The organism is Gordonia sp. NPDC003425, from assembly GCF_053588635.1.
Window position 1 is genome coordinate 20,488 of the sequence record NZ_JBSFQI010000020.1, and the last position, 23,202, is coordinate 43,689.

Annotated in this window: 21 protein-coding genes; 9 read left to right on the forward strand and 12 right to left on the reverse strand. The window is 66.6% G+C overall.

Features of this window, described 5'->3' with window-relative positions:
• Positions 1 to 54 precede the first annotated feature (54 nt).
• From ACWDTD_RS18610 to ACWDTD_RS18625, 4 genes are read right to left on the reverse strand one after another with little or no spacing between them, the layout of a single operon-like run.
• Positions 55 to 531, reverse strand: coding sequence for a glutathione peroxidase (locus ACWDTD_RS18610; RefSeq protein WP_449748619.1), 477 nt, complete (start codon positions 529 to 531; stop codon positions 55 to 57).
• Between the two features lie 45 nt (positions 532 to 576).
• Complete coding sequence (locus tag ACWDTD_RS18615; RefSeq protein ID WP_449748620.1) at positions 577 to 3,927, reverse strand: arabinosyltransferase domain-containing protein; 3,351 nt, start codon at positions 3,925 to 3,927, stop codon at positions 577 to 579.
• Positions 3,920 to 7,207, reverse strand: a complete 3,288-nt coding sequence (locus ACWDTD_RS18620; protein WP_449748665.1) for an arabinosyltransferase domain-containing protein — start codon at positions 7,205 to 7,207, stop codon at positions 3,920 to 3,922. The genes ACWDTD_RS18615 and ACWDTD_RS18620 overlap by 8 nt, the downstream gene beginning before the upstream one ends.
• Positions 7,208 to 7,257: 50 nt before the next feature.
• Positions 7,258 to 7,473 carry a hypothetical protein gene (locus tag ACWDTD_RS18625; RefSeq protein WP_449748621.1) on the reverse strand — a complete coding sequence of 72 codons (216 nt, stop codon included), beginning with the start codon at positions 7,471 to 7,473 and terminating at the stop codon, positions 7,258 to 7,260.
• Between the two features lie 78 nt (positions 7,474 to 7,551).
• Between ACWDTD_RS18625 and ACWDTD_RS18630 the strand changes: the two genes are divergently transcribed.
• From ACWDTD_RS18630 to ACWDTD_RS18645, 4 genes are all read left to right on the forward strand, one after another.
• A complete protein-coding gene (locus tag ACWDTD_RS18630) occupies positions 7,552 to 8,598 on the forward strand; it encodes an NAD(P)-dependent alcohol dehydrogenase (protein WP_449748622.1) in 1,047 nt (348 codons plus the stop codon).
• 125 nt (positions 8,599 to 8,723) lie between these two features.
• Positions 8,724 to 9,596 carry a formate/nitrite transporter family protein gene (locus tag ACWDTD_RS18635; protein WP_449748623.1) on the forward strand — a complete coding sequence of 291 codons (873 nt, stop codon included), beginning with the start codon at positions 8,724 to 8,726 and terminating at the stop codon, positions 9,594 to 9,596.
• A gap of 222 nt (positions 9,597 to 9,818) precedes the next feature.
• The gene (locus tag ACWDTD_RS18640; protein WP_449748624.1) at positions 9,819 to 10,091 is read left to right on the forward strand and encodes a GlsB/YeaQ/YmgE family stress response membrane protein; all 273 of its coding nucleotides are present in this window, start codon (positions 9,819 to 9,821) and stop codon (positions 10,089 to 10,091) included.
• A gap of 175 nt (positions 10,092 to 10,266) precedes the next feature.
• Positions 10,267 to 10,773 (forward strand): GAF domain-containing protein, encoded by a 507-nt coding sequence (locus tag ACWDTD_RS18645; RefSeq protein ID WP_449748625.1) that lies wholly within the window; start codon positions 10,267 to 10,269, stop codon positions 10,771 to 10,773.
• Between the two features lie 141 nt (positions 10,774 to 10,914).
• Here the strand turns inward: ACWDTD_RS18645 and ACWDTD_RS18650 are convergent, their stop codons facing one another.
• From ACWDTD_RS18650 to ACWDTD_RS18660, 3 genes are read right to left on the reverse strand one after another with little or no spacing between them, the layout of a single operon-like run.
• Complete coding sequence (locus ACWDTD_RS18650; protein WP_449748626.1) at positions 10,915 to 11,418, reverse strand: flavin reductase family protein; 504 nt, start codon at positions 11,416 to 11,418, stop codon at positions 10,915 to 10,917.
• Complete coding sequence (locus ACWDTD_RS18655; protein ID WP_449748627.1) at positions 11,415 to 11,912, reverse strand: NADPH-dependent FMN reductase; 498 nt, start codon at positions 11,910 to 11,912, stop codon at positions 11,415 to 11,417. Before ACWDTD_RS18655 ends, ACWDTD_RS18650 begins: the two co-directional genes overlap by 4 nt.
• Positions 11,909 to 13,081 (reverse strand): LLM class flavin-dependent oxidoreductase, encoded by a 1,173-nt coding sequence (locus ACWDTD_RS18660; protein WP_449748628.1) that lies wholly within the window; start codon positions 13,079 to 13,081, stop codon positions 11,909 to 11,911. Before ACWDTD_RS18660 ends, ACWDTD_RS18655 begins: the two co-directional genes overlap by 4 nt.
• Before the next feature lie 200 nt (positions 13,082 to 13,281).
• On the opposite strand from ACWDTD_RS18660, the gene ACWDTD_RS18665 reads away from it, so the two are divergent.
• The gene (locus tag ACWDTD_RS18665; RefSeq protein WP_449748629.1) at positions 13,282 to 14,991 is read left to right on the forward strand and encodes an AMP-binding protein; all 1,710 of its coding nucleotides are present in this window, start codon (positions 13,282 to 13,284) and stop codon (positions 14,989 to 14,991) included.
• A 50-nt stretch (positions 14,992 to 15,041) separates the two neighbouring features.
• On the opposite strand, the gene ACWDTD_RS18670 is transcribed toward ACWDTD_RS18665, so the two are convergent.
• The 3 genes from ACWDTD_RS18670 to ACWDTD_RS18680 all read right to left on the reverse strand — a co-directional run bounded on the left by ACWDTD_RS18670 (position 15,042) and on the right by ACWDTD_RS18680 (position 18,179).
• Complete coding sequence (locus ACWDTD_RS18670) at positions 15,042 to 16,109, reverse strand: LLM class flavin-dependent oxidoreductase (protein WP_449748630.1); 1,068 nt, start codon at positions 16,107 to 16,109, stop codon at positions 15,042 to 15,044.
• Between the two features lie 101 nt (positions 16,110 to 16,210).
• Positions 16,211 to 17,239, reverse strand: a complete 1,029-nt coding sequence (locus ACWDTD_RS18675; protein WP_449748631.1) for a zinc-binding metallopeptidase family protein — start codon at positions 17,237 to 17,239, stop codon at positions 16,211 to 16,213.
• Between the two features lie 103 nt (positions 17,240 to 17,342).
• Entirely contained in the window at positions 17,343 to 18,179 is an 837-nt protein-coding gene (locus ACWDTD_RS18680) for a sulfurtransferase (protein ID WP_449748632.1), read from the reverse strand.
• Positions 18,180 to 18,320: 141 nt separating this feature from the next.
• Between ACWDTD_RS18680 and ACWDTD_RS18685 the strand changes: the two genes are divergently transcribed.
• On the forward strand, positions 18,321 to 18,611 hold the full coding sequence (locus ACWDTD_RS18685; protein WP_449748633.1) for a hypothetical protein: 291 nt from the start codon (positions 18,321 to 18,323) through the stop codon (positions 18,609 to 18,611).
• A 6-nt stretch (positions 18,612 to 18,617) separates the two neighbouring features.
• On the opposite strand, the gene ACWDTD_RS18690 is transcribed toward ACWDTD_RS18685, so the two are convergent.
• Positions 18,618 to 19,175, reverse strand: coding sequence for a MarR family transcriptional regulator (locus ACWDTD_RS18690; protein WP_449748634.1), 558 nt, complete (start codon positions 19,173 to 19,175; stop codon positions 18,618 to 18,620).
• A gap of 130 nt (positions 19,176 to 19,305) precedes the next feature.
• On the opposite strand from ACWDTD_RS18690, the gene ACWDTD_RS18695 reads away from it, so the two are divergent.
• The gene (locus ACWDTD_RS18695; protein WP_449748635.1) at positions 19,306 to 20,784 is read left to right on the forward strand and encodes an MFS transporter; all 1,479 of its coding nucleotides are present in this window, start codon (positions 19,306 to 19,308) and stop codon (positions 20,782 to 20,784) included.
• Here ACWDTD_RS18695 and ACWDTD_RS18700 read toward each other — a convergent pair whose 3' ends face one another.
• Entirely contained in the window at positions 20,785 to 21,405 is a 621-nt protein-coding gene (locus ACWDTD_RS18700) for a TetR/AcrR family transcriptional regulator (protein ID WP_449748636.1), read from the reverse strand.
• A gap of 228 nt (positions 21,406 to 21,633) precedes the next feature.
• Between ACWDTD_RS18700 and ACWDTD_RS18705 the strand changes: the two genes are divergently transcribed.
• Entirely contained in the window at positions 21,634 to 22,347 is a 714-nt protein-coding gene (locus ACWDTD_RS18705; protein WP_449748666.1) for an MlaE family ABC transporter permease, read from the forward strand.
• 3 nt (positions 22,348 to 22,350) lie between these two features.
• Positions 22,351 to 23,202 (forward strand): ABC transporter permease, encoded by an 852-nt coding sequence (locus ACWDTD_RS18710; RefSeq protein WP_449748637.1) that lies wholly within the window; start codon positions 22,351 to 22,353, stop codon positions 23,200 to 23,202.

Below are 23,202 nucleotides of genomic sequence, written 5' to 3' on the forward strand. Positions count from 1 at the left end.
TTCTGGCTCCTGACCGAGACTCAGGCCTGCAGCGTCAGACTCAGTCCTGCAGCGTCAGAGCACCTTCTCGATGTCGTCGGTCAGCTTCTCCGGTTTGACCGTCGGCGCGAACCGGTCGACGACCTGCCCGGACCGGTCGACGAGGAACTTGGTGAAGTTCCACTTGACCCGGTTGCCGAGGACGCCGGACTTCTGTTCGCGCAGCCACCTGAACAGCGGATGCGCGTCATCACCGTTGACATCGACCTTCGCGAACATCGGGAAGGTGACGTCGTAGTTGAGGGAGCAGAAGTTCTTGATCTCCTCCTCGTCACCGGGTTCCTGGTGGGCGAACTGATCGCACGGGAAGCCGAGCACCACCAGGCCGCTGTCCTTGTAGGTGCGGCTGAGTTCCTCGAGTCCGGTGTACTGCGGTGTGAATCCGCATTTCGACGCCGTGTTGACAATCAACAACGGCTGCCCCTTGTAGACACTCAGGTCCACCGGGTTGCCGTCGATGTCGGTTGCGGTGAAATCGTAGGCGGATGTCATGCTTCTCCTGTCCGGCACGTGTTTCGGCCTCTGAGACAAGGGTAATCAGTAATTGACGGCCCGGATCGGTCCCGGATTCCACAACCCGCCGTGCACGTCGGTGGTGACGGTCAGCTGCGCGGTCTTCTGCGGCACCAGCGGGGTGAGGCTCTGCAGCATGCCCCAATCCTTGGCCCAGTCATTGCGCAGGTACGACGGCAGCACCGTCGGCGACACGAGGTTGTCGACGATGCCCAAGGGACCTCCGGCATCGCCGGCCATCCAGCGCTGCGAGTTGACGCGTTCACCCTCACGGTCCGGCGAGATTCGCCACTGCGGTGTCTCGAGGACACCGTTGTGGACCTCGGCGGGGCGCTGGCACGGGAATGCCAGACCGGCCTCCCAATCGATCATCACCGGCGCCTCGCGACCCACGAGGCTGTCGAGGGTCACCATCTTCGAGACGCGCGGCGGCGTCACCGCCAGCCACTGGTCGGCGTTGGTGGAGGTGTCCTCGGCCACCACGCGCACCACGGTGGCACCGGTCGGCGCCGTGTCGAGCGGGAAGCGCAGGTTACGCCACGCGGGGGCACCTCCGATGTCGAGCGGTGTCATCATTCCGGCCGGCACCACGGCACCGTCGGGTTGCACCCGGCCGAACTGCAGACGCACCGGCTGGCCGCTGCGTGTCACGGCGAGATCATCGACGTAGGTGACCTGCCCGGCCACCGACATGGTGATGAGCGGGGCGTCGGCCGAGCGAGCCGGAAGCTGATACCAGTCGGAGGTGAGTGTGCCTGTACCGGTGGGTGATCCGTAGGTGCCGAGCACAGGCGTCTGCTGCGGCGATAGACCGAAGGGCAGCTTCACCATCGATCCGTTGACCCCGGTGACCCCGGTGGTACCGCCCTGGGTGTCCGACGACGGGCTCGTCGACCCAGTGGTGTCCTCCTTGGTGGGGTCGTTCTGGGTGCGGTCCACCTCGGGCGACGACGAGCCGCCCGTCTCCTGTGAATCAGTGTCGTCGTCGGACAGATCCGATCCCACACCGTTCGGGGAGAATCCGGTCATGCCCTGCCCGGCCAACGCCTGCCCCGGGCTCGGATTGTTCTGTCCGGCAACCGCAGCCGGCCGCAGCAACCCGACGTTGGGGTCGGCCTCCACCAGTACCGCGTCGGCCAGCGCACACGGATGTCCGCGCAGCGCATCCACGTTCGAACTCAGCCACGACCACGAGTGCCGTTGTGTCCAATCGGCTTTGGCGAAGGACACCAAGGTGAACGCGAGCATGATGGTCGACACCACGATGATCGACGGGCTCCGCAGGACCGACGTCCACGAACGCCGCTGCGCCGCACCGCCGCCACGCCGCACGTCCTCGGAGACGTAGTCGTCGCGGAAGTGTTGCCACAGCCCGAGCAGCGTGAGCGCCACCGCCACCGCGAGAAGCACCGACCAGATCGGGATGCCGCGGACCTCGGGCACCGCATCGCCCCACGGGATGCCGTAACTGCCCACGTACCACCACTGGTTGCGGCCGGTGAACGCAAGCGCCAGCACGTAGAAGCACGCCGCGGCAAACAAGGTGCGGTTGCGGCGCCGGTGCATCACCGATCGGTCCACGCAGGCCGTGGCCACCGCCGCGAGAGCACCCGCGATGCACGCGTACACGCCCATCTGATGTGTCCACTTGGTGGGCAGGAACGCCATCATCACCGCGGTACCGGCGACCGTCGCCACCAGCCGCCAGGTGGGGGCCGACGCGATGCCCGGCAGCCGCCGCCGGTGCAGCAGCATCACCACCACCAGAATCAGGCAGACAAAGGTGATGAGTACCCCGAACCGCCGCGCGATGCCGCCGTCGGCCGTGGGGTTCATCAGCATGTAGTAGCGCATGCCCTCTTCCCACCACTTGTTGGTGGGACCGACCGCCGAGTTGACCCTGATGGCCTCCATGATCGAGGCGGGGGTCTGGTCGGCGAAGATCTCGTACAACACCGCCAGGCCCGCGGCCCCGATCGGTATCAGGATGGGCCACAGACCGTCTCGGCGTCGCCGGATCATCAGCCGTTTGAGGAGCGGCCGGATTCCGGCGATCAGGGGGATGGCGGCGATCACGCCGGTCGGGTGGATGGTCAGCGTGAATGCGGCCACCACCACGGCCACCGAGAGCGGGAAGAACCGGCCGCTGGCGATGGCCCGCTCCACCAGCACCCACGACAGCAGTGTGCCCACGGCAATGATCGGTTCCACCCGCAGACCGTTGTTGAACGGCATCCACACCGCGAGGAACACCAGCGCTGCCGCCCAGGTGGCCGACGTGGAGCGCCGTACCGCCTCGCCGAGCCGGGGAATCGCCACCCGGCTGATGAGCCACCAGCCGACCATCGCGTAGAGGAACGGCAGCAGACGCAGCCACGGCGTGGCGGTGCTGACCTCCATCCACAGCGACAGATACTGGTAGTGCCATCCGAAGGGATCTTGCGGCACACCGTAATAGCGGTAGTAGTTGTCGAGGTATCCGGCGTTGCGTGCGATCCGGCCGACGGTGACCTGATAGCCGTCGTCGGCGGTGTTGCCGCCGACGAACAGCCAGATCAGCAGGATCAGGGTGACGAACCCGTCCACCCAGCGGGGCCGCCACCACTGACGCGGCAACGGCGCCAGGAATCCGCGGCCGTCGCGCGCGTCGAGCACCGCCAGGGCGAGCATCGACGCGATCGTCATCAGGATGCCGATCACCATCACCCAGAACTTCAGTGTGGTCGGCGTGGAGACGAACCGGGTGTCGAGGGTGGCGCGGAAGCTCAGTCCGTCGGTGGCGGTGCCGGCGGGGAGCTGGGAGTAGACGCCGATGATCTGCGGGCGGGCGGTGGGATCGCGCAGGTCGAAGGATTCAAGGGTGTTGTCGCCGGCGGCGAGGTTCTCGAAGCGGCCCGCCGCGCCCTGTCCGTCGGCGTGGATGACGATCCGACAGTCCGGGGCAGCTTGTGCCGGCGCGCGAGGTGCGCTGAGCAGCACGATGTTTCGTTGTGTCACCTGCAGCGAGTCGCGCGTGGCGCGGACGAAGAGACCCACCTTGTTCGCGTCGGGCGCGTTCCACGGAACCGTCGACACGATCACCCCGCCGTCAGCCGGCAGGTCTGCACCGAGCGCGCACGGCACTGCGATGTCCATCGATACCGGCGCGAACGACACGCTGGGCGCCGCGACGCTGCCCACCGAGTTCTGTTGCGGCCAGTTCACTTCGGTCTTGGTGACGTTGACGGGCAGGAACGGCGTCAGCACCGCGAGTGCGATGCCGATCAGTCCCGCGACCACTGCGACGAGTTTCGCGATCCGGATGCGCCGGTCGGTGCCGCCCGTCGTCGACGTCGGCTCGGGTTGCTTGCTCTGGTCCACCACCGTCTCACTCACCTTGCGGCACCACCTGCATCGCTCCGGGCCTGTCCCAACCCCACCGCGTGACCGTGCCGGTCGACACGGCTGCGGGAACCGCGTCGGGCACCAGCGGTGTCAGTTGCTGCAGGCTCCCCCAGTCCCGGTACCAGTCGTTGTCGAGGTAGGTGGCCACCGTCGCCGGTGACGTGAGCGCCTCCGCGGTGGTGAGCAGGCCACCGTTGACCGTCGCCATCCACGTCTTGGACTGCGAGTTGGCGATCGACGGTTCGGGCAGGATGCGCCACTGCGGGATCTGGTTGATCCCGTTGGCCGCGGTCATGGGGTGCTGGCACGGGAAGGCCGCGCCCACCGCGAAGTCGACCAGCACCGGTGACGTCGAACCCACCATGCGCTGAAGTGTCTCGAGCCGGGGCGCGCGCGGCGGGGTGATGGCCAGCCACTGGTCGGGGTCGAGGTTGTTGTCCTTGGCGACGATGCGCATGGCGGTGGCCCGCGGGGGCACCCAGGCCATCGGGATGCGGAGGTTGCGCCACGGACGGTTGGCGTCGTTGTCGGCGTCGATCGGGATCACCGGCGCACCCACCTCGTCGAAGTCGTTGCCGCGCTGCACACCGAACTCCACCCGCAGCGACTGCCCGTAGGTGGCCACCCCGTCGGGATCGGTCGAGGCGATCGCGCCGGCCGCGGTGATCACGATCAGCGGTGAGGTCTCGCGGGCGGGCAGTTGATACCAGCCGGTGGTCAGCGACGCCTGACCGTCGGTGGCTCCGTAGCTCCCCATCACCGGTGTGGTCTCCGGGTTCAATCCGAACGGGAGCGCCGCGGTGCTGCCGTTGACACCCTTCGGGCCGGTTCCACCGGTGGTGCCGGGGCTGGCCCCGGAGACGATGAACGTCTTCGACAGATCCGCCGAGGTGTTCTGCGTGCCCGGCTTCATCGATCCCGCCTTCGGCGTCAGGTCGGCGGCCACACCCTGCGGGCTGAATCCGCGCGATTGGCCCTCCAGCGTGGTCGAGATGTTCGCGCCGCCCACCGGGGCGAGTGTGCCGTCGTTGGTATTCGTTTCGGCCAGAACGTAATCGGCCATACCGCAACCACCGGTCAAGGCGTTGACGTTGCCTTTGAACACGGAGTAGGTGTCGGCTCGTGCAGCGGCCGCTTTGGCGAACACGGCGAGTTCGGCGATCAACACGATCACCGCGATCACCGCGATGGGCGAGGACGCGACGGCGATACGCCACCGCTTGGGCGGTTTGCCGGCGTCGTGATGCAGGCCCGTGTCGGAGACGTAATCGAGTCGCAGGTGCTGCCAGAGCGCCACGGCCAGCGCGATCGCGGCGAGGACGAGCAGCACCGACGACACCTGGACGCCCGCGACCACGGGGGCCTTGTCGAACCAGGAGATGCCGAAATCGTATGACCACGGCCAGGCGTTCTTGCCCGCTGCCGCGGCCGCACAGGCGACGAGCAGTCCCGCCACCAGGATCGAGAGATTGCGCGTATTGCGAAGCGCCACTTGCTCGATACCCACGCAAGCCACCGCGGCGAGGGCTGCGGCCAAGCCGGCCCAGATGCCGAACTGGATGGTCCATTTGGTGGGTGTCAGCGAGAGCAGGCCGATGGTGATGAGCACCGCACCGGTGACCCGCCACACCGGGCCGCTGTCGACGCCGCTGATTCGCTTGCGGCGCAACATGATGGCCAGCACGACGAACAGTGACACCGCGAGCAGCAGCACCGGCACCCGGCGGGTGAGGGCGCCGTCGCGGGTGGTGACCGCCAGGAAGTAGTACCGCAGCAACTCCTGATACCAGCCGAGGGTGGGCCCCACCGTGTAGCGCACCCGGATCGCCTCGAACACCGACGCGAGGGTCTGGTCGCGGAACACGATGATGAGCACGATGGCCGGTGCCGCCAGCAGCGGCGCCAGCAGGGAGGCGAGGCCCGATTCGCGGCGTCGTCGCACCAGGATGCGCAGCATCGGGCGGGCGCCGGTGATGAGCAGCGCGATGGCGATGACGCCGGTGGGTGCGGTGGCGAGGGTGAGCGCGGCGGCGAACGCCGCACCGGCGGCGGGCAGCATGCGGCGCGTTGCGATGGCCTGCTCCACACCCCACCAGGTGAGCAGGCTGCCCAGCACCACGACGCCTTCGCTGCGCAGACCCGAGGCCATCGGTAGCCAGAAGGCGAGGAAGACGGCTGCGGCGGTGAGCATCGCCCAGCGGGACGTGCGCACCGACCGTCCGAGTCGGGGCAACAGCACGCGGCTGAGTACGAACCAGCTGACCAGACCGATGATCAGCGACGGGATCCGCATCCACACACCGGTCGCCGACACCGTCGACCAGTGCGCCAGGAAGTCGTAGTACCAGTCGAACGGCGCCTCGGGGATGCCGTAGTAGCGGTAATAGTCGGCCAGGTAGCCGGCCCGGGCGGCGTTGCGGCCCATGTTGAGGATGTAGCCGTCGTCGGGTGATCCGGCGCCCAGGAAGTGCCACACCAGCAGAACCGCGGTGACGGCGACATCGGTGACGCGGGGCCTTAGCAGGGCCAGCCACCGCACCCGTCCGATGCGGCGGTGATAGCCGTAGAGGTAGTCCAGCGCGGCGAGTGCCGCCAGCGCGACTATCGCCGCGAGCACGCCGACCACCATGACGATCCACTTGATGATCGACGGTGATGAGTCGAACCGGTCGTCGACCACGATGCGCACCTGCAACCCTTGCGCGGCCGCGACCTGGGAGGTGGAGAGGTCGGTGAACAGCCCCGACACCTGCGGGCGATGACCCGGTTCGGCGATCTGGGCGGGGCCGGCGCCGACGAAACGGGCGCCGGTCTGCGCGGCCGACGACCAGATGTGCAGTTCCTGGCAGCGCGACAGATCGGAGCGCGGGGCACTGGCGATGGTGTCGCCCCGCGCGGAGACGGTGACGGTGTTGGCGTCGGCGGTGACGATCAGCGCCGATTCGCGCTGCTGCTTGGCACCCGACGGCATGGTGGCCAGAACGGTGCTTGTCGTGTCGGTGTCCAGCTCACGCAGCACGTCGCAGGGGATGGTGACGTCGAGGTTCTGGGGGATCTGCGCGACGAGGGGGGCGGTGATGTCGGGGGTGCTCGACGACAGTTGCTGTCCCTGCGGCCACGTGACGGTGGCCGTGGTGGTGACGACGGGCAGGAACGGGGTGAGGACCGCGGCGACGATCGCGGTGATGCCGGCGACCACCGCGACGAGCGCCGTCGTTCGAGGTGAGAGGCGCTGTGCGCGGGTGGTCGGATCGTCGGATCGAGGGGGCACCGGCCCCGGGGTGGTCGCGTCCGCCGATCTGCTCACCTCGCGAATGCTAGTCAGCGACCCTGTGACGATCCCAAACCACCCCAACCGTCGAGCGTGCCCACATCCGCGTCGAGCGTGCCCAGATCCGCGTCGAGCGTGCCCACATCCGCGCCGAGCGTGCCCAGATCCGCGTCGAGCGTGCCCGGATCCGCGTCGAGCGTGCCCGGAACAAGGTCCTTCGACGGCGGAATGTCCGAAATGCACGGCTCATGCACGACTGCGGCCATGTCGGCAGACTCGATAACGGTGGGTCCGAGTCCCCGACAGATCGTCGCGCGGCTCCTCGGACCCATGGAGAGGATGACGTGACGACAACCGTCAACGCATACCAGGCGACCGCCGCCGATCAGCCACTGTCGAAGACCACCGTCGAGCGACGCGAGCTGGGCCCCCGCGACGTGCTCATCGATGTGGCGTTCGCGGGCATCTGCCATTCCGACATCCACACCGCCCGCAACGAGTGGGGAAACACCACCTACCCGGTGGTGCCCGGCCACGAGATCGCAGGCCTCGTCGCCGACGTCGGTTCGGAGGTCACCCGGCACAAGGTCGGCGACCGCGTCGGCGTGGGCTGCTTTGTCGACTCCTGCGGCGAATGCGAAGCCTGCAAGAACGGTGACCAGCAGTACTGCTTCGCGGGCGTCGTGCAGACCTACAACTCCAAGACCTACGACGGCGAGTTCACCCACGGCGGCTATTCGGAGAAGATCGTCGTCACCGAGGACTTCGTACTCAAGATCCCCGACGGCATCGACCTCGACGTTGCCGCGCCGCTGCTCTGCGCGGGAATCACGCTGTATGCACCGCTGACCCATTGGCGTGCCGGACCGGGCAAGAAGGTCGCGATCATCGGCATGGGTGGACTCGGACACATCGGGGTCAAGATCGCCCACGCGCTCGGCGCCGAGGTGACGGTGCTCAGCCAGACACTGAGCAAGCAGGACGACGGTCGACGATTCGGTGCCGACCACTACTACGCCACCGGTGACCCGGAGACCTTCACGACGCTGCGCAACGAGTTCGACCTGATCATCAACACCGTGTCGGTGAATCTCGATTTGGACCAGTACCTCTCGCTGCTCGCGATCGACGGCACCCTCGTCGAACTCGGCGTTCCCGAGCATCCGCTGCAGGTCAAGGCCTTCTCGCTACTGGGTAACCGACGCTCACTGGCGGGATCGATGGTCGGCGGCATTCCCGCGACCCAGGACATGCTCGACTTCTGCGCCGAACACGGGATCGGGGCCGAGATCGAGAAGATCAGCGCCGACGAGATCAACGCCGCCTACGACAGGGTGGTCGACAGCGACGTGCGCTACCGCTTCGTGATCGACGCCGCCACGCTGAACTAGGGCACGCTCGACCCGGATCCGGGCACGCTCGACGGGGAAGTGGGCACGCTCGACCCAAATCCGGGCACGCTCGACCGAGATCCGGCAAACGCGCGCCGCACCGGAGGCTGTGGGACCGTTTACCCATGAGCAGCCCCGAGTTCGATGTGAACAAGCTGTTCCCCGGCAAGTTCTTCATCAGCACCACGCTCGACGTGCTCGAGTCGAAGAAGAAGATGACCGGCCATCTGCGACGCCGATTCATCCAGCGCGCCGCGATGGCCGGCATCATCATCGCGATCTTCTACGTGATCAACTACACGATCGTCGGCGCCTTTGACGCGATGGGCAGCACCACAGCGCAGCTTCACGCGGTGGGCAAGCTCATCGGGGCGTTGGCGTTCGGCTGGGCGCTGGTGTTCATCTACTACTCGAAGTCCGAACTCCTGACGTCGAACATGATGATCGTCTCGGTGGGAACCTACTACCGGCGCGTGACTCCGATGCTGGTCCTTCGCATCCTGGGATTCTGCTATCTGGGCAACATCCTCGGCGGCCTGCTGATCGCGGCCCTGCTTCGCGGAACCACTCTGATCCGCGGCCCGGTGTTGGAGGCGATGAACCATTCCGTGGCCGTGAAGACCGGATATCTCGACGCCGGGTTCAGCGGGTGGCTCGACCTGTTCATCCGCGCGATCCTCTGCAACTTCATGATCAACCTCGCGATGTTGCTCGTGTACAACGGCTACCTCACCGAGGACATCGCCAAGTGCATGACGATGATCACCGCGGTGTTCGTGTTCGCATTCCTCGACTTCGAGCATTCGGTGGCCAACACGGTCCTGTTCATGATCGTGGGACTGCAGGACGGCATCAATGTCGGTGCCGCGCTGGGAAATCTGGGCATCGTCCTGCTGGGAAACCTGGTCGGCGGCGGTGTGCTCATCGGCTTCTACTACGCGTGGGTCAACGACGAGCGCGACACCCACCTCGTGCACCTGCGGCGTCATCGCCACTGATCCGATTCACCAGGACGAAGGCGGTGGTCACTGACGCGCACATCGCCCTCGTCGCGCGTTGCGGTTGCGTCACGGTCCCGCCGCGATGGACGCGACGCGACGGCGGCAGCCTACGGTGGCTTTAGGCCCCCGGCGAAGTGCTTTCGTCGACGGTCCATCCATGAAGCAGCCGTGGAATGCGTCCGCCAAGGATCGGGGCCCCCACAACAGAGGAGTTGCAGGGTGATCGGAACCATCATCAGCGCGATCGTCGTCGGCTTGATCATCGGCGCGCTGGCCCGTCTCGTCATGCCGGGCAAACAGGACATCGGCATCATCATGACCATCGTGCTCGGTGTCGTCGGCTCGTTGCTCGGCTCGTGGCTCACGTACCAGTTCGGCTACAGCAACAGCAACGGCGGTTGGGAGGTCATTCCCTTCATCGTCGGCGTCGTGGTGGCGATCGCACTCATCGCCGCCTACCTGTCGATCAGGGGCCGCACGGTACGTCAGTAACCCCGAGCGGCTCATTGCCCGAGCGGCTCATTTGTGGCCGGACGGCCGGACCTGGTTCCGACTGTCCGGCCACAGTCGTTGCACCCGGTTCTATTCGGCATGCCCCAAAGCATCTCGACCCTCCATCGCGCGGCGGTCACTTCGATCCCGACGGGACGAATGGCAGGCTGAGGGCATGACCTTCGACGTCGTGCCGACACCCGATCCCGGCAACGTGCCACCGGACCGGCCAGTACCCGACTATGCCGCGCTCGACGACGCCGCTCGCGGCCTGATCGAGGGCGAGCCCGATCGCATCGCGAATGCCGCCAATCTCTCGTCGCTGGTGTATCACGCCTTGCCACAGGTCAACTGGGTGGGCTTCTACTTCTTCGACGGCACCGAACTGGTGGTGGGGCCGTTCCAGGGAAAGCCGGCGTGTGTCCGTATCCCGCTGGACAAGGGTGTGTGCGGGGCCGCCGCCCGCACCCGAGCCACCCAGTTAGTGGCTGACGTCCATGCCGTACCCGACCACATCGCCTGCGACGCCGACAGCCGCTCGGAGATCGTGGTGCCGCTCATTCACCGCGACCGGCTGATCGGGGTGTTCGATCTCGACAGTCCCGTCACCGACCGGTTCACCGAACACGACCAGCGCGGCCTCGAAGCCATCGCGGCCACCTTCCTCGCGTCACTGGGGTGAGATCCTTCCCCTAGGTCTGCACTCCTCCCCAGAAACAACTAGGGGAAAGGTCGAAGAGTAGGGGAAGGACATCGTTCCCCTACTTTCGTGCCGGTGCCGTGCCCGCCCCCGTCGGACCCGGCGCTGAGCGACGCACGAACGTCACACGGGCTCGACGAGCCTGCCGAATGTGCTGCGGTGGAAGATGAGTGGATCGCCGGTCTCGGGATGGTCGACGCCATGGAGTTCGAGTAGGACGATGATGTGGTCGCCGGCTTCCACCTCCCGGTAGATCGTGCAGTCGAAGTGCGCCAATCCCTCGTCGAGCGTCACCGCGCCGTCGTCGGACGCCTTCACGCCGATCCCGTCGAAGCGACGGGCCACCGGCCCGGCGAGCTGCCGGCACGCGGCGCCCTGGTGGTCGGCGAGGATGGTGACCCCCAGATGCGCGGCGCGGCGCAGGTCGGGCCATGTCTTGGAGGCCGCGGCCACCGATACGGACACCAGCGGCGGGTCGAGGCTCACGCTGGTGAATGAGCTCGCGGCGAGGCCGGTGAGAGTGCCGTCGACCTCGGCGGCAACGGCCACGACGCCGGTCGGGAAGATGCCGAATGCCTTGCGCAGTCGTGTGGGGTCGAGATCCTGATTGGTACGCAGTGCGCTCATGAGCCCGCTTTCAGCAGTGTGGCCACGATCGGCCTGGTGGTCGCAAGAAACTCGGCGTAGGCCTGCGGATCGTCGTGCTGTGCGTCCACCACGAACAGACCCCGACTCGGCACGGTTCCGCCGATCTCGGTGAGCACCGGACGCAGGGTGAGTTCCGGTGCCAGTGAATGCGCCGGACTGCCGCCCAGCATCAGTGGCACTGCGATACCGGAAAGCCCTGTACCACCGGCGAATCGGTCGAGGAACAGTTTCAGCAGCCCGGTATAGGCGCCCTTGTAGGTGGGGCTGGCGAACACCACCAGATCGGACTTGCCCACCTGGGCCACCAGGTCGGCGACGGTCTGATCGGACCAATCGAGCAGTGCGGCACCCAAGGTCGCCAGATCAACGGTGAGATCCGGTGCCGCACCGGTCAATTCGGTCGAAAGGTAGGTTGCCGCAGCCAACGTGCGGCTGACGGGTTTGGGATTGCCGACGACGACGGCGGTGGTCACGACGCCGAGACCCGTTTGAGTGGCGTCGAACCCTGCGCACCGAAGGGCACCGACGCCGTTGCCGTGACCGGTGCCGGGTGCGCCCAGAGCCCGCGGCGGGTCAATTCGGGGAGGACACCTTCACCGAACCAGTACGACTCCTCGAGGTGCGGGTAGCCCGACAGCACGAACTCCTCGATGCCCACCGCGTGGTACGCCTCGATGAGGTCGGCGATCTCGCTGTAGGACCCCACCATGGCCGTGCCTGCCCCGCCGCGCACCAATCCGACACCTGCCCACAGATTGGGGTAGATCTCCAACTTGTCCTTGGTGCCCTTGTTGAGGGCGAGCATCCGTTGCTGCCCTTCGGATGCCGATCGCTTCAGACCGGACTGGATGCGTGCGATGTCGTCGTCGGAGATGTGGGCGAGCAGTCTGTCGGCCTCGGCCCACGCCGCCGCGGACGTGTCGCGTGCGATGGTGTGCAGGCGGATTCCGTATGTGAGTTCGCGGCCCGCCTCGGCGGCGGCGCGGCGCACCCGGGCGATCTTCTCGGCGACGGCCTCGGGCGGCTCGCCCCAGGTGAGGTACACGTCGGCATGCCGGGCCGCCACGGCGATCCCCTCGGGCGACGAACCGCCGAAATAGATCTTCGGCAGCGGATCGGGTATCTGATGCAGCACCGCGTCCTCGACGGCGAGGTAGTGCCCGTCGAAGGTCACGGGTTGACCGGTCCACAGCCGTCGCACGATTTCCAGGAACTCGTCGGCACGGGCGTAGCGCTCGGCCTTGTCGAGGAAGTCGCCGAACATGCGCTGTTCGGCGTCCTCACCGCCGGTGACGACGTTGAGCAGCAACCGCCCGCCGGACAGGTTCTGGAAGCTGCCCACCATCTGCGCCGCGAGAAAGGGTGCGGTGACGCCGGGCCGAAAGGCCACCAGGAACTTCAGTCGCTCGGAGACGCTGCTGATCATCGACGTGGTGATCCACGCGTCCTCACACCACGCTCCGGTCGGGGTGAGCGCGGCCTCGAAACCGAGTTGTTCGGCGCTGCGCGCTATCTGTCCGAGGTACTGGACCGACGCCGGACGGCCGGCCGCTTCGGCGGCCACCCCGTGACCTCCGCCGACGACGTTGCGGCTGTCACCGCCGTTGGTGGGCAGGAACCAGTGGAACTTCAGAGAGCTCACGTTCGCTTTCTCCTCAATCGACAACCTCGCCGTCGGCAACACAGGTGTGCGCGCGTGGCGCGTAACCATTCGATTGCAGTCGAGCCGTTCGGGGTTTCCAAGGGTTTCGGACGCAGTGATCTGATGCAACGGTCGTTCGTCATCCCGCGGTCGGTTCCGCGGTGTATGTTCTCCGTGCCTTGGCTGCAGAAGGGACCCCCATGTTCGAGAACAAACCCTGGATTTCGCACTATGCACCCGGGGTCCCCGCCGACGTCGACATCCCCGACCGGACGGTCGCCGACCTCCTTGCCGACGCCGCCGTCCGGTGGCCGTCGCGCGATGCCGTCGACTTCTTAAGCGCGACCCTGACCTACGCCGACCTGGCCGACGAGGTGGCCCGCGGCGCAGCGGTTCTGCGCAGTCTCGGGGTGCAACCCGGTGATCGCGTCTCACTGGTCCTGCCCAACTGCACCACCCACGTGGTGGCGTTTCACGCCGTACTCCGCCTCGGCGCCATCGCCGTGGAACACAATCCCACCTACACCGTCGCCGAGCTGCGCGAACAATTCGCCCTCACCGGTTCGACCCATGCCATCGTGTGGCGCAATCGGGTGTCGGACGTGCGCGATGCCGCGGGCAGTGACCTGCGCACGGTGATCCGCGTGGACGTCGACCACGACCTGCCGAGGCTGGCGCGGCTGGCGCTGCGCCTGCCGGTGGCCGCGGCCCGCCGAACCCGCACCGCCCTCGCATCGGGTGACCCGGGTGACGCCCCGGTCTGGCACGAGTTGCTCGCCGATGCGGTGCCCGAAACCGCCCGGCCGGTTGCCCGCCCGGACGATACCGCCCTCCTACTGTTCACCGGCGGCACCACGGGCGTTCCCAAATGCGCCGAGATCACCCACCGCAACCTGGTCACCAACGCGACTCAAGGTGCGGCCTGGGCACAGTTCACACCCGGCGCCGAAACGGTGTTCGGCATGCTGCCGTTCTTCCACGCGTTCGGCATGATCTTCTGCCTGGTGCTGCCGCCGCTGATCGGGGCAACCACCGTGGCCTTCCCGAACTTCGACCCGGCCGCGGTGATGAAGGCGCAACGGCGGCGCCCGGCGACCTTCGTGCCCGGGGTGGCGCCCATGTTCCCGCGTCTCCTCGACGCCGCCGGGACGTCGACGTCGTTGACGACCATCCGGGTCGCATTCTCCGGGGCGATGCCGCTGGATCCGGAGGTCTCCCGCCGCTGGGAAACGGCCACCGGGGGCTTGCTCATCGAAGGTTATGGCATGAGCGAGTGCTCGCCCATCGCGCTGGGGAATCCGTGCACCGCCGACCGGCGGCCCGGCACCCTCGGCCTGCCGTTCCCCAACACCGACATCCGGCTCATCAACCCGGGGGACCCCACCGGACCCGGGCCGCTGCCGGACGAAAGTGGCACGGTGGAAGGCGAATTGCTGGTTCGCGGCCCGCAGGTGTTTCGCGGGTACTGGAACGATCCCACCGAGACCGCGCACGTGTTGCGTGACGGATGGCTGCGAACCGGCGACATCGTCCGGGTGGACGCCGTCGGCCACGCCACCATGGAGGACCGCGTCAAGGAGATGATCAACGTCGGCGGGTTCAAGGTGTTCCCCAGCCAGGTGGAGGCCCATCTCCGCGAGATGCCGGGGGTTGCCGACGTCGCGGTGGTCGGCATCCCGCGCGACTCGAACGCCGGCGGCGAATCGGTCGTTGCGGTGATCGTGCCCGAGGGGTCGGACCCACCCGAACTCGAGCACGTGCGGGAGTTCGCAAGCCGCAAACTCCCACCCTATGCGATCCCCCGTCGCATCTGTGTGGTCGAAGCGCTGCCGGTGTCGATGATCGGAAAGATTCAGCGCCGAGTGGTGCGCGAGAACATCGTCGCAACCGACTCGTCTCATAGTGGTTGAGAGACAATCCAACTGATCGACGTGGAGCCGAGCCCGGCAGTGACCGGCGGCTATGGTCGCGGCACCCACCCCAGCGCCGGCGCGATCTCGCGGGCGAAGAGTTCGAGCCGCCGGATGTCGAGGTCGGCGCCCGGTGTGCCGTCGCCGGCGGCGGGGTAGAGCCCGACGGTGGGTAGGAAGTGCGTCACTTGGCCGAGCAGCGCCGGATCCGCGCGCAGGTCCCCGATCACGTCGGTCACTGTTCCGTAGCGCGTCACCCGCCGCAGGTACTGCGGGGTGTCCAGCGGTGCGAGGTCGGGTTTGTAGGTGTCGGCGAACTCTCGGAACGTGGCCAGTTCGTCCTCGACCTGGCGTTCGATGCTCTCGCGACTGTCCCCGACGTAGGTGAAACGCATGGCGGCGATGCGGGGGCTGCGCGCCGAACCTGCCTGCGCGCGTGCCCATTCCGCTCGGTAGGCGTCGATCTTGGGACGTTGGTCGAACAGCGCGTGGTCCGAAAACGTCCCGAGCAGCAGTCCGTCGCCCGACGCCGCCGCGGCTGCGGCACGCTCGGGTGAACCGACCGACTGCCAGAGCCGCTCGCGCAGCCCCACCGCCGGTGGATACAGCCGGCGGGCGGCCTCGCCATCGCCGACCGATCCTCCGTCGAGGAGGGTGTGCAGAATCTCGACATGGGAGTCGAACAATGCTCGCCGGTCTTCGATGTCGTGGCCGAACGCCGCAAACGACTCGGCGTCCCCGCCACCGCTGCCGATGCCGAGATTGATTCGCCCACCAGAAATCTCGTAGAGCGTGGCGGCGTCTTCGGCGAGCCTCACCGGATCTTCGAGCGGCAGCACCACCACCGCGGTACCCAGTTCGATCCGCGAGGTCCGCTCGGCGAGCGCGGCCAACAGCACGAGGGGGGAGGCCAGCCGGTCCTTCCCGAAATGATGCTGGCCCACCCAGACGCTCTCGTAGCCGAGTTCCTCGGCCGCAACCACCGTGTCGATCAGTTCGGCGTACGTATCCCGCGCACTCTGCCCCGCTCGCCCGTGGACCTGGGTGAAGAATCCGAGCCGGAACGCCGACTCGGGCAGTGTCGCGGTGTCCTCATCCTGGGTGATGGTCTGGGTCATCGCATTTCACTCCACACTGTGCCGGCCGGTCGATTCCAGAGCACCGTATGTCCGCGAGTGCGATTGTCACAGACTTCGATTCATGCCGATCCTGAGGCGGTTCAGGCAGCGGCTCCCGCTTCCCGCTCCGCGGTGATCAGTTCGTGGATGAACTCCATCTTCTCGAGCACCTTGGGCGGTAGCACGAACGGGTAGAGGTCCTGGTGCCCCATCGACCGGTTGATCTGGTTCAACGCCCACGTGAGCGGCAGCCACCAGTCGATGATGCGATCGAACCCGACCTGCCCGGGCAGGTCGGCATCGAGGATGGCGCCGGCCGGTGCAACAGCGAATGCCGCTGCGGTGTCGAGGGTGTCGCGGATGTGGAGATAGTGCGCGAACGTCTCGGCCCAATCCTCCATCGGGTGCATCGTCGCGTACGAGGACACGTAGTCCTGTTCCCATCCTTCCGGCGGGCCCTGGTTGTAGTGCCGGTCGAGCGCGTCCTGGTAGCTCGTGTTGGGATCGCCGAAGAGTTCCTCGTAACGCGCGAGGCGGGGACCGTCGCCCACCAGCACCATCTGGTAGAAGTGTCCGATCTCGTGCCGGAAGTGACCGATCAGGGTGCGGTACGGCTCGTCCATCGACACCCGCAGTTCCTCACGGTGCACGTCGTTGCCCTCGGCGAGGTCGAGGGTGATCACACCGTCCGCGTGCCCGGTGGTGACCGGCTCGTGCGCGCTGGAAAGCAAATCGAACGCAAGTCCGTTCTGCGGGTCAACATCCTTGCCGAAGATCGGCAGATTCAGATTGTCGAGTTCGAAAATCACTCTGCGCTTGGCCATTTCGGCCTCGGCGAAGTCCTGCATGGCCTGCGTCTCGGATTCGGGTGGCCGCGTACGGGTCAGCCGGCACGATTCACACAACGTGGGCAGCCCGCCGCCCTGCTCCACCAGCCAGTTGCACGCGGCCGGAAGGTTGTTGGCGCAACGGATCACGGCGGTGCCGTCGACAGCACCCACCTCGTTCTCGTCGAGGACCTGCATGGTGCGGCTGGGCAGGTGGAAGCCCAGCGATTTACCGCAGTTGAGGCAGACGGTGTTCTCGAACGACAGTTGCTGACCGCAGTTGCGGCAATGAAAGTCACGCATGTGTTCACTCTTCTCTCTTCGGGTTTTGGACGGGTCGGAATGGAAGTCTTCGCGAAGTACTAGTCGGAACACGACGCTCAACGGCGCGCGACTGTGCGGGTTGTCACACCTCGCCGGTGTCGATGGGCCGTTGCGGGTCGGCGGACCACTGCGACCACGATCCCGGAAAGAGTGTGCCGCTGCGTCCGGCGATCTCGAGCGCCGCGATCTCGTGGGCCGCATTGACCCCGGACCCGCAGTAGGCGATCACCTCGGCCGCGTCATCGATGCCCGCGCGCGCGAAACGCTCGCGAAGTGCGGCCGCGGGAAGGAAATGGCCGTCGGCGTCGACGTTGGCCGCGGTGGGCACACTCACCGCCCCGGGTATGTGGCCGGCGCGCGGGTCCACCGGTTCCACTTCACCCCGGTAGCGTTCGACGGCCCGGGCGTCCACGAGCACCGTGGCCGGCGCGGGCACGGCCACTTCTTCGATGGTGGCGACCGGCAGGTGCCCGGGGCTCAGGGTGACGGTGCCCGCACGTGGGGTCACGTCTCCGGCGGATGTTCGCAATCCGGCGGTACGCCACGCACCGAGTCCGCCGTCGAGCAGCCGAACGTCGCGGTGACCACCCCACCGCAGCAACCACCACGCGCGGGCGGCGGCGAGATTGCCGATGTCGTCGTAGACCACCACGGGCGAACGATCGTCGACGCCCCAGCGCCGTGCCGCCGTTTGGAGGTCGGCGAGGTCGGGAAGCGGATGGCGACCTCGCTCGGGTGACGCCGGTGCGGCCAGTTCGGTGTCGAGGTCGACGTAGATCGCGCCCAGAATGTGTCCGGCACGGTAGTGGTCGCGCCCGTGCGGATCGCCGAGTTGCCAGCGCACGTCCAGGATCACCGGCGGATTGTCCGACACCATCGCCTCGGTGAGTTCGTCGACAGTGATCAGCACCTGCGACACGACACCTCCTCGGATCGCGCGACAGGGTCAGATGGGTGACTCCCGTCGCAGCCGCGCTGACACCATCGTGCCCTGTTTGCATCGGGCATGAAAATCACCACCACACACCGGGCATGTTCGCGGCTCCGTAGGATCGAACACATGAAGCAGGCAGACGGCGAGTACTACGTCACCGCGGACGAGCTCAAGGCGTTCTGGGATTCGGGCAAGAAGTACTGGTACATGCGTGAGGACGGGTCGACGGATCTGTACTCCGATGAGCTCGACATCACGCACGGCTGGCCGATCCACCTGATGAATCGCGATGAGCAGTGGTACGCGAAGTGGAACGGCGATCTCGAGAAGGCTGTCGAGACCGACCTCAACCCGCATCTGATCAAGAACTTCGAGGAACTACTCCTGCAGGGCAACTGGCCGCACGATCAGGACTGACGTTTCCTAAGCACGGCCCGAACGAGCCGCGCGGGCGTCGCGTAGGTCCCCCTCGCGCAAGGCCCTGTCGCGGAGGTTCCTGTCGGGCTCATCGAGGCGGTCGTAGGCCTCGTTGAACGCATGCAGTTCCCGCAACAGTGCTTCCGGCGTGCCCGGCGCCATGTCGGAGAGCACCCGTTCGAGCCGCCGCGCCCGCAGCAGACCATCGTGTTCGAATGCCTCGACCCCCCTCTGCGTGGGCCGGATACGTCTGCTCGTCGATCCGGCCACGTCGAAGCGTTCGAGGTAGCCGTGGGTGATGGCGGCATTGACCTGCCGGTTGATGGTTGATTGTTCGAGGTGGGTCAGCTCGCTGAGCTCACGAAGAGTGCGCGGTCGACCGTCGGAGAGAATCCACAGCAGGTTGAACGCCGAGCGCTCCAGCACCGAACCCGGAGCGATGAGGTCGCGGCGTCGGGCCATTCGAAGGAGTTCGTCGGCCAGGTCGCGATACAACGCCGACGGCCACGGCACGAAGTCATTGCCGCCCGCCCGGTCGCCGTCTTGGCTGTCCTGGCTGTCCACGATGGCCTTCTCCCGTCGTCGAGTGCACGAAACGTGGGTCCGGTATGTCCGAATACTGCCACCGGACTAGGCATATGTACCGTGCATATGTACTCTACATAAGCGCCCTGGACGAGCACAGGAGGTGTCCATGTCCGACGCAGAACCCGACCTCACCACCACGACGGCGCTGCCGCACGCGGAGAACGAGACGAACGGCGGCGTCATCGCCACGGTCATCACGTTGTGTATGGGCGGCCTGGTGGCCGCCCTCATGCAGACCCTGGTGATCCCGATCCAGCCGGAACTGCCGCAATTGCTGGGCACGTCACGGTCCAACGCGTCATGGGTCATCACCGCAACCCTGCTCGCGGCCGCGGTCGCGATGCCCATCGCAGGCCGGCTCGGCGACATGTTCGGTAAGCAGCGGGTACTCGTGGGCAGTTCGGTGCTCCTTGTCGTGGGATCGGTGATCTGTGCACTGAGCGATTCGGTGATCCCGATGATCGTGGGCCGTGCCGTACAGGGCCTGGCGATGGGCTTCATTCCGGTCGGCATCAGCCTGATGCGGGAGGTGACCCCGCCGCGGATCACGTCGATGGCCATCGCCGCGATGAGTGCCACCCTCGGTGTGGGCGGCGCGATCGGGCTGCCGCTGTCGGCGTGGATCGCGCAGTCATGGAACTGGCACGCACTGTTCTGGGTGGCAGCAGCACTGGCCGCGGTGATCCTGGTCCTGACCATCGTCGTGGTTCCACATGTGGCCGACGCCGTCGGCGGGCGGCTCGACATCGTCGGCGCCATCGGCCTGGCGATCGGCCTGTGCGCCGCGCTCATCGCGGTGTCGAAGGGCAACGACTGGGGATGGGCGTCAGCGGACACCCTGGGCCTGCTGGCCGTGGGCATCGTCGTCCTGATCGGCTGGGGTTTCTACCAGCTGCGCACCAGCGATCCGCTGGTGGATCTGCGGACCACCGCCCGGCCTGCGGTGCTGCTCACCAATATCGCCGCGATCGCAATCGGCTTCGGCATGATGGCACAGTCGGTGGTGATCCCCACCCTGCTCGAGATGCCGAAGGAGACCGGCGTCGGTCTCGGCCAGGACATCCTCGCCGCCGGACTGTGGATGGCACCGGGCGGTCTGATGATGCTGGTGTTCTCACCGGTGTCGGGCTTGCTGATCAACAAGATCGGTGCGAAGTACACGCTCGCCATCGGTGCGACGGTTCTCGGCGTCGGCTACCTGATCGCGCTCTTCCTGATGAATTCGCCCTGGCAGCTCATGGTGGCCTCCATCATCGCCGCCTCCGGCGTGGGCATCGGCTACGCCGCGATGCCGACGCTGATCATGGGCTCGGTGCCGCTGACCGAGGCGGGTGCGGCCGTCGGTCTCAACGGCCTGATGCGGTCGATCGGCACCACGGTGTCGTCGGCGGTGATGGCCGTGCTGCTGACCACCGCCGCAGTCTCGATGGGTGGCCAGTCGATGCCCTCGCACACCTCGTTCCGCCTGTGCTTCCTCGTGGGGGCGGTGGCCGCCTTCGTCGGTGTCGCTATCACCCTCCTGATTCCCCGGCGCGGACCGCAGCCCGTACCCCAGCCGGCCACCTTCGACGACGCGGCGGTGTGATCATCGACCTCGAACATGTTGTGTCAGTGCAGCTATCGAGGGTGCCAGCCAGGTGGCGAGGTAGCGCCTGAGCTCCGGACCCAGAACCGGTGTCCTGCCATTGCCGGATACGAACGCGTCGACGACGAGTAGTAGCCAGCCCGCGAGCTCGTCAAGCGTCGCATCGTCGAATCCGGCCTTCTCCCAGTCGGCGTCCATCAAGCGCAGCACGCTCACCGCGTAGTCCCGCGAGACGTCGTCGGTGATTCCGGCGGCCACCCCTGTTCGGCGAGTGGTCGCAAGAAGCGCCAGGGCCGCGTTGTCGCCATGGAGCGCTTCGATGGTCAGAGCAGTGAACTCGACGACCGCCTCGGCGGGATCGGTGATCCCGCGGACCGAGTTGACGAGGTAGGTCGAGAAACGCTCGGCGATATCGTTGGCCGCGGCCTGCAACAACGCCTCGACGCTCGGATAGTAGCGGTACACGGTCTGCCTGGTGATCTGCAATTCCTGGGTCACATCGGTGATCGACACCAGTTCCCCTGTGCTGTGCAGAAGTTTCAGGGTTGCGTCGAGAATCCTCCGCGCCGCATCGTCGTCGTCCGCGGGTAACGATCCGCCCCAGCCTCGACGTCGTGCCACCTGCGACCTCCTCGGACGATCGGGGGACTCGCGCCGCCCAGAACACTGTTGTCGGCAATTCTGCCAGTTCTGATCACACATGTCTGGACAATGCGTATGATCAGCGCCGTCGGGGATCGTCGAACGGAGTAACCAGTGACGAGTGAGAGTGCGCGGGTGCATGTCCTGACCGGCACTGCACGCGCCAAGGCCGCAAGTGCCGTCGACGGTATCGGCGGATTCTTCGCGATGACGCTGGACACGTTTCGTTTCACGTTCGCGCGTCCGGTCCAGTTCAACGAGTTCATCGACCAGACGTGGTTCATCGCCCGCGTCTCGACGTTGCCCACCGTGCTCGTCGCCATCCCGTTCACCGTGCTCGTCACCTTCATCTTGAACATCCTGCTGCGCGAACTCGGCGCCGCGGATCTGAGCGGGGCCAGTGCGGCGTTCGGCACGGTCACCCAGATCGGACCCATGGTGACCGTGCTGATCGTCGCCGGCGCCGGCGCCACCGCTCTGTGCGCCGACCTCGGATCGCGGACCATCCACGACGAGATCGCGGCGCTGGAGGTGATGGGCGTCGACCCGGTGGCACGACTGGTGGTGCCACGCGTGTGGGCGTCGGCGTTCGTCGCGGTGCTGCTCAACGGTCTGGTGTGCACCATCGGCATCTTGGGCGGCTTCGTGTTCTCGGTGTTCTTCCAAGGCGTCAATCCCGGTGCGTTCGTGGGGAATCTGACGTTGCTGACCGGTTTCGGCGAACTACTCATCGCCGTCATCAAGGCCGGCCTGTTCGGCCTCATCGCCGGCCTGATGGGCTGCTACCGCGGCCTGACCGCCAAGGGCGGCCCCAAGGGTGTGGGAGAAGCCGTCAACGAGACGGTGGTGTACGCATTCATCGGCCTGTTCGTGGTGAACATCCTCGTCACCGCGGTCGGTGTGAAGGCAACCGGGGGGTAGGGGATGGTCTTCGCTATATCCGATCTCATCACCCGTGGCAGGCGGCAGGCCGACACGTCGTCGAAATCCATCGACCGGGTCGGCGCCGAGGTCGAGTTCTTTGTGGAGGCCATCCGCAAGGCACCCGCCGCGGTGCGGCACTACCACGGCAGCGTGCTGCGTCTGATCGCCGAAATCGGAATGGGCACAGGTGCTCTCGCGGTGATAGGCGGATCGGTGGTGATCGTCGCCTCGCTCACCCTGTTCACCGGGGGAACCATCGCCATCCAGGGATACAGCTCCCTGGGAAACATCGGGATCGAATCCCTCACCGGATTCCTCTCGGCGTACATCAACGTGCGGGTGGCCGCGCCGGTGGTCGCCGGCATCGGACTGTCGGCCACCATCGGCGCCGGCTCGACAGCGCAATTGGGTGCCATGCGGATCAGTGAGGAGATCGACGCACTCGACTCCATGGGGATTCGGCCACTTCCCTACCTGGTGAGCACGCGGCTGGTCGCGGGCACGCTCGTGGTGATCCCGCTGTACTCGGCGGCGATGATCGCCTCGTTCTACGCGTGCCGGTTCGCCACCGTCGTGCTCAACGGTCAATCGTCAGGACTCTACGACCACTACTTCCGCACGTTTCTGCAACCGGTCGACATCCTCTGGTCGTTTGCCCAGGCGATAGCAATGGGTCTCGCGGTGATGCTCATCCACACCTACTACGGCTACACGGCATCCGGCGGTCCGGACGGCGTCGGGCGGGCCGTGGGACGCGCCGTCCGCGCCTCGCTCATCGTGGTCGTCAGCGTCACCCTACTGATCTCGCTCGCGGTCTACGGGCCCACCGGCAACTTCCACCTGTCGAGTTGA

Bases quoted from the DNA above. Each gene is read 5' to 3' on its own strand.
- ACWDTD_RS18610 (WP_449748619.1), bottom strand. From the start codon at position 531: ATGACATCCGCCTACGATTTCACCGCAACCGACATCGACGGCAACCCG.
- ACWDTD_RS18625 (WP_449748621.1), bottom strand. From the start codon at position 7,473: ATGGCCGCAGTCGTGCATGAGCCGTGCATTTCGGACATTCCGCCGTCG.
- ACWDTD_RS18635 (WP_449748623.1), top strand. From the start codon at position 8,724: ATGAGCAGCCCCGAGTTCGATGTGAACAAGCTGTTCCCCGGCAAGTTC.
- ACWDTD_RS18645 (WP_449748625.1), top strand. From the start codon at position 10,267: ATGACCTTCGACGTCGTGCCGACACCCGATCCCGGCAACGTGCCACCG.
- ACWDTD_RS18650 (WP_449748626.1), bottom strand. From the start codon at position 11,418: ATGAGCGCACTGCGTACCAATCAGGATCTCGACCCCACACGACTGCGC.
- ACWDTD_RS18665 (WP_449748629.1), top strand. From the start codon at position 13,282: ATGTTCGAGAACAAACCCTGGATTTCGCACTATGCACCCGGGGTCCCC.
- ACWDTD_RS18670 (WP_449748630.1), bottom strand. From the start codon at position 16,109: ATGACCCAGACCATCACCCAGGATGAGGACACCGCGACACTGCCCGAG.
- ACWDTD_RS18675 (WP_449748631.1), bottom strand. From the start codon at position 17,239: ATGCGTGACTTTCATTGCCGCAACTGCGGTCAGCAACTGTCGTTCGAG.
- ACWDTD_RS18685 (WP_449748633.1), top strand. From the start codon at position 18,321: ATGAAGCAGGCAGACGGCGAGTACTACGTCACCGCGGACGAGCTCAAG.
- ACWDTD_RS18695 (WP_449748635.1), top strand. From the start codon at position 19,306: ATGTCCGACGCAGAACCCGACCTCACCACCACGACGGCGCTGCCGCAC.
- ACWDTD_RS18705 (WP_449748666.1), top strand. From the start codon at position 21,634: ATGACGCTGGACACGTTTCGTTTCACGTTCGCGCGTCCGGTCCAGTTC.
- ACWDTD_RS18710 (WP_449748637.1), top strand. From the start codon at position 22,351: ATGGTCTTCGCTATATCCGATCTCATCACCCGTGGCAGGCGGCAGGCC.